We start from the raw sequence: 8,461 nt of genomic DNA on the forward strand, positions 1-8,461 counted from the left end.
CCCCGGCCAGCCAGGGCAACGCCTTTTCCGCCACGGCGCGGGCGGGCGAAGCTTCGTCTGACGCTACCTGCGCCCGTGCGCGGGAATGCTTCGAGGAAAGATTGGCAGCCATCGTGATCCCTCCTTTACATGTGAAATCAAGCGTAGGTCGGGCATGTATTCCCATGCCCGACATTCCCGATGCCGAGCAATCATCGTCGCGTCGGGCATGAGCACATGCCCGACCTACGGGTTTGCGATAAAACGGCATCACTTGTCGGCGACCGCCAGATAGGCGACCGGCTTGGTAAGGCTCACGACCACGTAGGCGGGCACCTCGCCGCCGGGCGGGTTGAAGTCCACCACATCCTTGGCGGGCACCTGCCGCCAGCGCTTGCCGTCGGTCGAATAGACCACGCGGACCTTCTTCACCGCCTGCGCCCGCCCTTGATAAGGCAGTTTCACCAAGGCACCGGGCTGGGAGAACGCCGTCAGTTTGGTCTTGCCCGCATCGCTGGCGGTGATCGAGAAGATGTCGGACACCAGATTGCCGAAGCCGCCGCTCTTGACGCGCTTGCGCTCGGCCAGCACCGGCTCGCGGGCTTCGGCCTCCACCCGCGCATTCTGGAGCGTGCCCCGGTTGATGAAGTTGCCGGGCAGGATCAGGGCGAAGCGGCGCAAGGATTCATGGCCCACGGCGGGGTTGAACAGCAGCCATTCACCGCTGTTGATGCGCTGCATCAGGCGATTGCCGGAGGCGCTGGTCAGCCCGGCGAAACCGGCGGCGGCACCCGCCTCGACCGCGTTGAATTCCCCGGAAACATCCCGCGCCATCTGCGCGTCGAGGATGGACATGGACGGGTTGATCTTGCTGGCATACAGCACGTCGGACACGTTCTCGGTGATGCGCCCGTTGGCGTCCACCTTGTAATAGGGCATCCCGAGCTCCACGACGCCCTCGTCCACCAAACGACCGTCGGGCAGCTTCGCCACTTCCGCCACATTGCCCTCGCCGTACAAGCCATTCACGGCCAGCAGCGAGTTGATGGAGCCATTCTGCTTGCGGGCGTGGCAATCGGTGCAGGGCACGGCCTCGACGGCGGGCCGGGTCTGGTGGGTGACGATGTACTCGTTGGATTCGATGTAGACGAACCGCACATCGGGGTTCTTGTAGCCCTTGCCTTTCAGCAGGTTGTCATAGGCCCGCTTCCAGGCTTTGTAATCGTCGTAAGTCGCGGGCGTGCCGAACTCCCCGGCGGCGTTCACCGGCACCTTGCCGATTTCCTGCTGGCTGGCCGGGTCGATGATGGCCCCGTAAGCCTTGCCGTCCGCGCCGGTCTTTTTCTCAAAGACGGACTCGCGCTCATAGCGGTACAGCACCCGCCCGCTGGCCCTGTCCTTGGCATAGAAGCGGGTCGCGGGCTTGTAAGGGATGGACTTCATCTTGCCGTTTTCGGCCAGCCGATAACGGTAGCGCAGCTTGATGGGTTCGCCGTTATACGTGACGTTGCTGATATGGCAGGTCTGGCAGGCCACCACGTCCAAATGGACCTGAGTAACTTTATTCAGCGTATCCGGGGCGTAACCGGCCATGTCGCCGTTGGCCTTCCATAGTTCGCGATGCGCGTCGAGGATGGTCTTGTGGCCGGAGGGCAGCGCCGGAGTCTTGGCGGTGTCGTGGCAGTATTCGCAAGAGAACGGACCCGGCTGCTTGTCCAGGTCGTTGCGGATGTCGGCGTCGCCATCGCCCTTGGGGAAATTGTGGTCGGCGTCCAGGTCGATGTTGGCGAACAGCGGCTTGTAATACTGCTTGGCGTGGCAGGCGTTGCAGTTGTCGATGACCCGGCTCTCGCCCGTGTCGTCCAGCCAAGTGGTGCCCTTATGCACATCGTCCATCGAGTCGGGAATCAGCACGCCGTCCGCGCCGCCGTGCTGGACGGATTCCTCGCCGAAGCCGTAAAAACCGCGCCGACTGCTCTTCACCTTGGCGGAGACGCGGTTAATGCCCGCCCCGGCCAGATGGCACATCATGCAGTTGTCGCTGCTCGGGAAGCGGCGCATGGGGATTTGAATCTTGGCGCTGCCGTCGAACGCCTCGCGGTTCCATTGCAGGGTGGGCAAGCCCTGGCCGTTCAGGGCTAATTGGTAATCAGGTTTGGGCGTGTTCGGGGTGATTTGTCGCGCCACGGTCAAGAGATTGGCGCCTTCGGCTAAATCGGGCCGGACGTTGAGGAATTCGAATAGCCCCGAGTTGGCGTAGCGGAAGAAGCCGCCCTTGACGAACTTCTGGTCCTGCAACCAGCCCCAGTGATTGAACGCGGTGTCGGTCTTGTCCGCGCCGTCGTTGCCGCCCAGTCCACTCGCGGGGAATTTCTTCAACAGCGAGAAATCGGCGTGGCAGGTCAAGCAGTCGGCTTCGCGGACGCCGCTTTTCCGCCAGTCCCAGCGGACCAGTCCGCCGTTGCCGTTGCGCTCGAAATAATCGCCGTCCTTGTCGACAATCTTATTGTCGGGCATCTGGTCGTAGCGGACGCCAGTGCGGTCCAACTCTTCCCAACCGCCGCCGAAATGGCAGGAGCTACACGCCTTGACGAAGCCCGCCGCGCCCCAGTCGGCGAAGTCCGCCGCGCTTGAGTTGCTCTTCTTGGCGAGGGCGCCGGTGCTGCTGCCCTGCATACAGTTGTAGCCGCCGAAATAGCCGGGCGACACCAAGTGCGGCAGGCCATGCTTCTTGCCGAAAGAATCGTCCGCCTCGTCCCGCCCCTGCTCGAAGTGGTAGGCGTGGTTCATCTTGTCGTAGTCGTGGCAGCCCGAGCCGTTGCCATTGCCGCAGCTCATCTTCGTGCTGTAGGGCTGGCCGGAATTGAGGACGTGCTGGCCGGCTTCGTCGAGCAGTGGAATCGCCGGGTGCAGGACAGTCTGGTCAAACACGTTGGCCGCCGCGAACGCCACGCCAGGGGCCGACAGCAGCATCAGCCAGCCGACTATCGCCTGCATAGCGAGGATGAACGCGAAATTCCGACCTTTTCTCATTTGAATGCTGCCCTTGGCGACACGACGAATTACGGCTTGAATCACTGGCCTACCCGGAAAAACCAGTCGGCCCTGAAAGTTTGAGCCGGAGAATCAATGCAAAAACCATTCCATATGCCAACACTAGGGGATGCGGCGAACCGCATGGCGGAAACATCAAAAATTTGCGTCATATCCCGCAACGAACGCAGTCCGCGCTCCGCAATTTTTCCATTCCGTCCGACAGCTTAAGTTCGCTTACCGACCGAAGCGGCGGATTTTCGCCCGCCGCAATAGGATGGATGGCGTGGCCGTGCTCCATTTGCTGCATATACCGCGACGAATGCGTCATATGCCATACCAACAAATTTTACAGTCACGCCCGGAGTACGCCGACCAACGGTTCGGCATTGGGCCAATACGCTTTTTTCACTTCAAAAGCATTCTTCGGTTCAAAGAATGCCAGCAGCGTGTCATGGGTCAGGCGGTTGATTTTTATTCCCCGCAGCAGCCTATTTTTTGTTGAACGTCCCCTCGGCGAAAAGCTGATTCCCGGCGGCGCCGATGGCCCTAAGCCGCATCCGGTCCCGCGCCGCTGGCTGGGGCAGGCCGGGACCACGCGGCGTCACCAGCAGTTCGCAATAGCCCGTCTTCTGTTGCAGAGCGCCCCGGCGTTTCAGCAGGTCCACCTTGTAGTTGGCGGTGAAGGGCTTCTTGGTGGTTCCGGTGAAGTCGAGTGAACAATCGGCGTAGGCCATGCCATTGCGGGTGAATTCCAGCAACACTTCCGTGTCCCCCGCCGTCGCCGCGTCGGTGATGCCGAGCGCCGGACTGGGCAAGGGTATCTTGAGGGTGCCGGTGAACTTTTCCTGCTTGGCGGCGATGGTGCGGGTGAAGCTGCCCTTGGTCCGGGTGCCCGCCGTGTCCTTGACCTGAGCGACGATGGCGGGGTTGGACGGCGCTGGTGCCGGAGTTGGCGTGGTGGCGGTGGCGCCGGTCGCGGCGTCGTAGCCGGTCAGGACCGGGCCGGAACTGAGGGCGCTCACGGCGAGCAACAGCCCGGCGATCCGCAGAGTTTGCGGTGGATTCAGTCGCATGGGTGGTTTCCTTTCGAGGCTTGGCATGCCCCTCTCCCGACAGAAAGAGGGGCGGGTCCGGGCAGGCGCTTAAAAAATCCCTTCCAGGAAACTCGCGTTGTTGGTGTCGATCACCACGGCGGCGGCGTCGCCGGTCTGGAGTGTCGGCAACCCTCGCTGCACGCCCGGCGTCACCAAGTCCAAGTCGCAAATGCCGTAGCGCTCTTGCAGGACGCCGCCCCGGTCGTAGATTTCGATCTTGTACTTGGCCGAGCCGGTGGCCTTTTTCTTGTTCATCTGCATCGACTTCAAATCGAAATCGCATTCCGCGTAAGGCTGGCCCGAACGGCTCAGCGTCAGCGTGAGGGTGGCGTTCTGCGCGGCGGTCCTGTCGGCCACGGCCAGGGCGGCGCTGGGCACGGGAAGCGTGGCCTCGGCTTCAAGCTGGTTGCCCCGGAGCTTTTGCTTGAGCTTCACCTCGCCCCGTGCGCCCGGCTCCACCGTGCCCGCGAGGGTGGCGCGGACGACCTTGGCACCGCCATTTCCGCCGGAATAGCCGCTTTTGTCGTGGTCGTCGGAGTCGTTTTCTGAATCGCCATCCTTGTCCTGATCGTGGGAATTTTCGGTGTGGTTTTCCGGGTGGCTTTCATTCTTAGAGGCGAAGGCCGGGGAGGCCAGCCCTAGGGCGGTAATCAGGGCGGCGGCGATGAGGCGGGTGGTGAACATGGAATCGGTTTTCATGGCGATGCTCCTTGGTGTCTATACAGGCATTGATGGGGCGGTTGGGATATCCGCCTGTCGCCAGAGGAATTGCACCGATGATGCCAATCATTTAAATATTTGATATTAATAAAGTTTTTTATTTTGGTGGGGCCATGGAGCCGTTACCAAGATTGCAGCCCCGCAAACAATGACTGCAATTTCGGTATGGAAAGGAGAACGGGCGTCCCGCCCGTTCACAGAGCAGGGATGGGTGCAGCGCAGCGGAACCCATCGCCACACGGCGGTGCGGCTATGTGGAAAACCAGCTTCTTGTCCCCTCTCCCAGCGGTTAGGGTAAGGGGGATCAAACACAGGCTTTCTTCCATTTCGACCCGGCAGCCCACTTGAACACATAGGGAAATGGCAGAAAAAACCCCCTTGGGAATCCCCTCACCCCAACCCTCTCCCGCTGGAGAGGGAGGAGCCGGGCGAACTCACACAGATCGCGTGGTTGCCCTGCAAGATGGCCGTACTCCCTGGATTTTCAGCGTGATCCGGCGGGTATCACCAGCAAGGTCTTGACCCGCCCATCCGCCCGGCCGGCCCGCACATAGCCGATGGCGCCGGGCGTGGCGGCGACGAAACGCAACACGGCCTCCTCGGAGGCCAGCACGTCCGGCGGGTTGACGCCGTGGAAATACTGCTGGTTCCAGTAGTCTTCCTGGTCCTCCGGCAGGGACTCGAACACCGCCATCGAAAAGGCCCGGCGCAGCGGATCGGCGGCGGGCAGGTTCACTGGAATCCAGCGCTTGCCTTGGCCGTCCACCAGGCTCTTGCGGTGATAGACCAGCTTCACGGTGTCCGGCGACAGCTTGTCCAGGGGGCTTTCCGCCGCCGCGACCACGGCGATGGCCTCGGCTGCCAGCGGGGCACGGGGACCGGGAAGCCCGGAGAGGATGAGGGCTAGCATCGCCCGGCCCAGGCGTGGCGCGGCCATCAGAACAGCACCGCGAAGGAGCCGTACAGGCCATCGGGGGCCGCCGCCTCGTTCTGCGTCCCGAGCCGGTATTCCACCTTCCACACCAGCGGTGGAAGCGGCCGGAACGCCAGGCCGAACACGCCGAGTTGCGCCGTCGAACCCTGTTCCTGCTGGAACATTTCATAGCGGCCCACCGCATACCAGTGGGCGCCCAGCGGAGCGAGGCCCTGCGCGAAGCCCTGCACGAGGTCGCGGCCACCGCCCGTCCGGTAGACCCATTCGGAACTCACTTCGAATTGCCGCCACGACCAAAGGCCTTCGATGCCCACCAAGTTGTAGCGGCCTTTTCGGGCGGTGTTCAATTCATAGCTGGCATAGGACAGGCCGATTTCCAGGTGGTCGGCCACGGCGTAGAGCAGGTGTCCGCCCAGGGCGTTCTCGAAGGGGTTTTCCGAGCGGTAAGGGTCCAGGGATTCGGTGAGGTCGGCGTACAGGGCGTAATCCAGGCGGCGCCCATCCACCGGCAAGCCGCCGTGGGCCATGAGTCCGGTGGCGTGCTTGGAGAACAATTGCTCGGTGGCGACGGGCCGGGTGGTGGTCCACACCAGGGGATTGGCGTGGAGCAGGTTCCAGCGGCCAATGGGCGTCAGGAATTTGCCGAAGCGTAGAGAGAAGCTGTCGTCGAACAGCCGGTCGATGTACGCCCGCTCCAGCTCGAAATGGGCGTCCTGGGCGCCGAACCCTTGATGTTCGCCCGCACTCAGGGCATCGCCGACTTCCGTTTCCGAAAAATACCGCCAGTGGCCGCTGCCATCCTCCCAACTGGTTAACAGGCTTAAGTCACTGACCGCGAAGCTCCATGCCCCCGAGCGCGGCGCCTTGGCCACCAGGCTGGCGTAACCGCCCAGCCGCAGGCCGGTCTGGCCCAGCGCGTAGCCGCGCCCTAGTTGGTAGCTGCCGGTTTCCGCTGGGGTGCCCGCCGCCGAGAATAGGAGCAATAGGACTAAGGAGACGAATCGGGATAAGTGGACGGGCATGGATTTTGTTTGTAGTAGCGCCTTTAGGCGCGGCTGGCGGGCACCAGGATTCGGCCCGGAATGTTACATTAAACCTACACCCAAAGTGGATCATCCCGCCCATGACCATCCGCCGCCTGCTACTCGTCGCCTTCCTATCGCTGACCTTCCTCGCCACGGCGTTGCTGGCGGGCCTGTCGTTCTTCGCGGCGCGGGCGGCGCTGGCCTCGGAGATTGGCCGGAATCTCAACAAGGACGCGGCCATCCTCATGGAGCAGGTGGACATGCTGCTGTTCGAGCGGCTGCAAAACGTCCATTCCTGGAGCCATCTGGACATCATGCAGGAGTCCCGCGTCGATGACGTGGACAAGCGGCTGGCCCGGTTCCTGGCGGACATCCGGCTCGGCTACGGCGAGATGTACCGCGAATTGTTCTATGTGAACGGGGCCGGACGGGTCGTCGCGTCCAGCGAGCCGGGTGCCATTGGCCGGGGCTTCGAATCGCAGCCCGCCTGGGCCGGCACCTCGGTGCCGGGGGGCGAGGTGTTCATGGAACCTCTGCGCCTAGCTCCGCCCTACGCCACCGCCGAACTGCTGATCCGGGCGCCCGTGCATGATCCCTATGGCGGGGCGGACATCGGTCAGTTGTACGGCGCGTTCGACCTGGTGCGGATATTCCGGCTGTTCGACCAGGCCGAACATTCCACCGCCGGGACGCGCTTCGTGGCGTTGCTCGACCGCGACGGGCGGCTCATCGCGGCCTCCGAAGCCCTGCGGCAACGGGGCTTGCTGCTGGGTTCGGCGTTCGCCGCTTGGCGCCCCGACGGCCCCCTCTCGCCCCTGGGAGAGGGTTGGGGTGAGGGTGTCGTAAATCAGCTTGCTTCCTCCGTGCCGGTGCGGGATGGCGCTCCGGCCACGGAGGGCGAAGTGCTGGCGGGTTACGCCCGGTCGCGGGGCTATCAGGGCTATCCGGGGCTGGGCTGGTCGTTGCTGGTGTTCCAACCAGCGGAACAGGCGTTCCAGCCCATCCGCGCCCTGTTGTGGCTGTTCTGCGTGGCCTTCCTCGCCACCGGCTGGGTGGCGGGCGGCGTCGCGCACGGGGTGGCGGGGCGCATCGCCCGCCCGCTGGTGGGGCTGACCGCCTGGGCGCGGAACTTCATGCGTACGGCGCCCCAGCCGCCGCCCCGGATTTCCGGCACCCGCGAGGTGCGCGAATTGGGCCGGGCCTTCGGGCAGATGGTGGACGACCTGGAGCAATCCCGCCAACAGGTCATCCACGCCGCCAAGCTGGCGGTGGTGGGGGAAATGGCCGCCATCATGGCCCACGAGGTGCGGACGCCGCTGGGCATCCTGCATACTTCGGCGCAAATGCTGCGGCGTGAACCGAATTTAAGCGCCGAGGGCCAGGAAATGACCCAGTTCATGCTGGACGAATCGGCCCGGTTGGGCCGGCTGATTTCCACCCTGCTGGAATGCGCCAAGCCCCGCCCGCCGACCATGAAGCCGAGCGATGTCCACGCCATCCTGCGGCGGGTGGCCGACCTGCTGGCGGCGCGGGCGCGTAAGAAAAAAATCGCCATCGAATGGCGGCTGACCGCCGCCGACCCCGTGATTCCCTGCGACGAGGAACTATTGATGCAAGTGTTTTTGAACCTGGTGATGAATGCCCTGCAAATCCTGCCCGACGGCGGGCGGATC

The 8,461-nt window shown here is 63.5% G+C and carries 6 protein-coding genes; 1 reads left to right on the top strand and 5 read right to left on the bottom strand.

The genetic code is table 11. The features are described 5' to 3' along the window. Window positions 1-249: 249 nt before the first annotated feature. The 5 genes from ACXWUF_RS14050 to ACXWUF_RS14070 form a co-directional block, all read right to left on the bottom strand. Window positions 250-3,057: a cytochrome C gene (locus ACXWUF_RS14050; RefSeq protein WP_458503295.1), complete on the bottom strand. Its 2,808-nt coding sequence runs from the start codon at window positions 3,055-3,057 to the stop codon at window positions 250-252. 446 nt (window positions 3,058-3,503) lie between these two features. Beyond that, window positions 3,504-4,088, bottom strand: coding sequence for a hypothetical protein (locus ACXWUF_RS14055; protein WP_458495283.1), 585 nt, complete (start codon window positions 4,086-4,088; stop codon window positions 3,504-3,506). Between the two features lie 69 nt (window positions 4,089-4,157). Beyond that, complete coding sequence (locus tag ACXWUF_RS14060; protein WP_458495284.1) at window positions 4,158-4,808, bottom strand: hypothetical protein; 651 nt, start codon at window positions 4,806-4,808, stop codon at window positions 4,158-4,160. 505 nt (window positions 4,809-5,313) lie between these two features. Further along, window positions 5,314-5,766, bottom strand: a complete 453-nt coding sequence (locus ACXWUF_RS14065; protein WP_458495285.1) for a hypothetical protein — start codon at window positions 5,764-5,766, stop codon at window positions 5,314-5,316. Next, window positions 5,766-6,785 carry a hypothetical protein gene (locus ACXWUF_RS14070; RefSeq protein WP_458495286.1) on the bottom strand — a complete coding sequence of 340 codons (1,020 nt, stop codon included), beginning with the start codon at window positions 6,783-6,785 and terminating at the stop codon, window positions 5,766-5,768. The genes ACXWUF_RS14065 and ACXWUF_RS14070 overlap by 1 nt, the downstream gene beginning before the upstream one ends. Before the next feature lie 101 nt (window positions 6,786-6,886). Between ACXWUF_RS14070 and ACXWUF_RS14075 the strand changes: the two genes are divergently transcribed. Beyond that, a partial coding sequence (locus ACXWUF_RS14075) for a cache domain-containing protein (RefSeq protein WP_458495287.1) occupies window positions 6,887-8,461 on the top strand: 1,575 nt, incomplete at its 3' end.

The sequence above is a fragment of the Methylomagnum sp. genome, assembly GCF_054333355.1.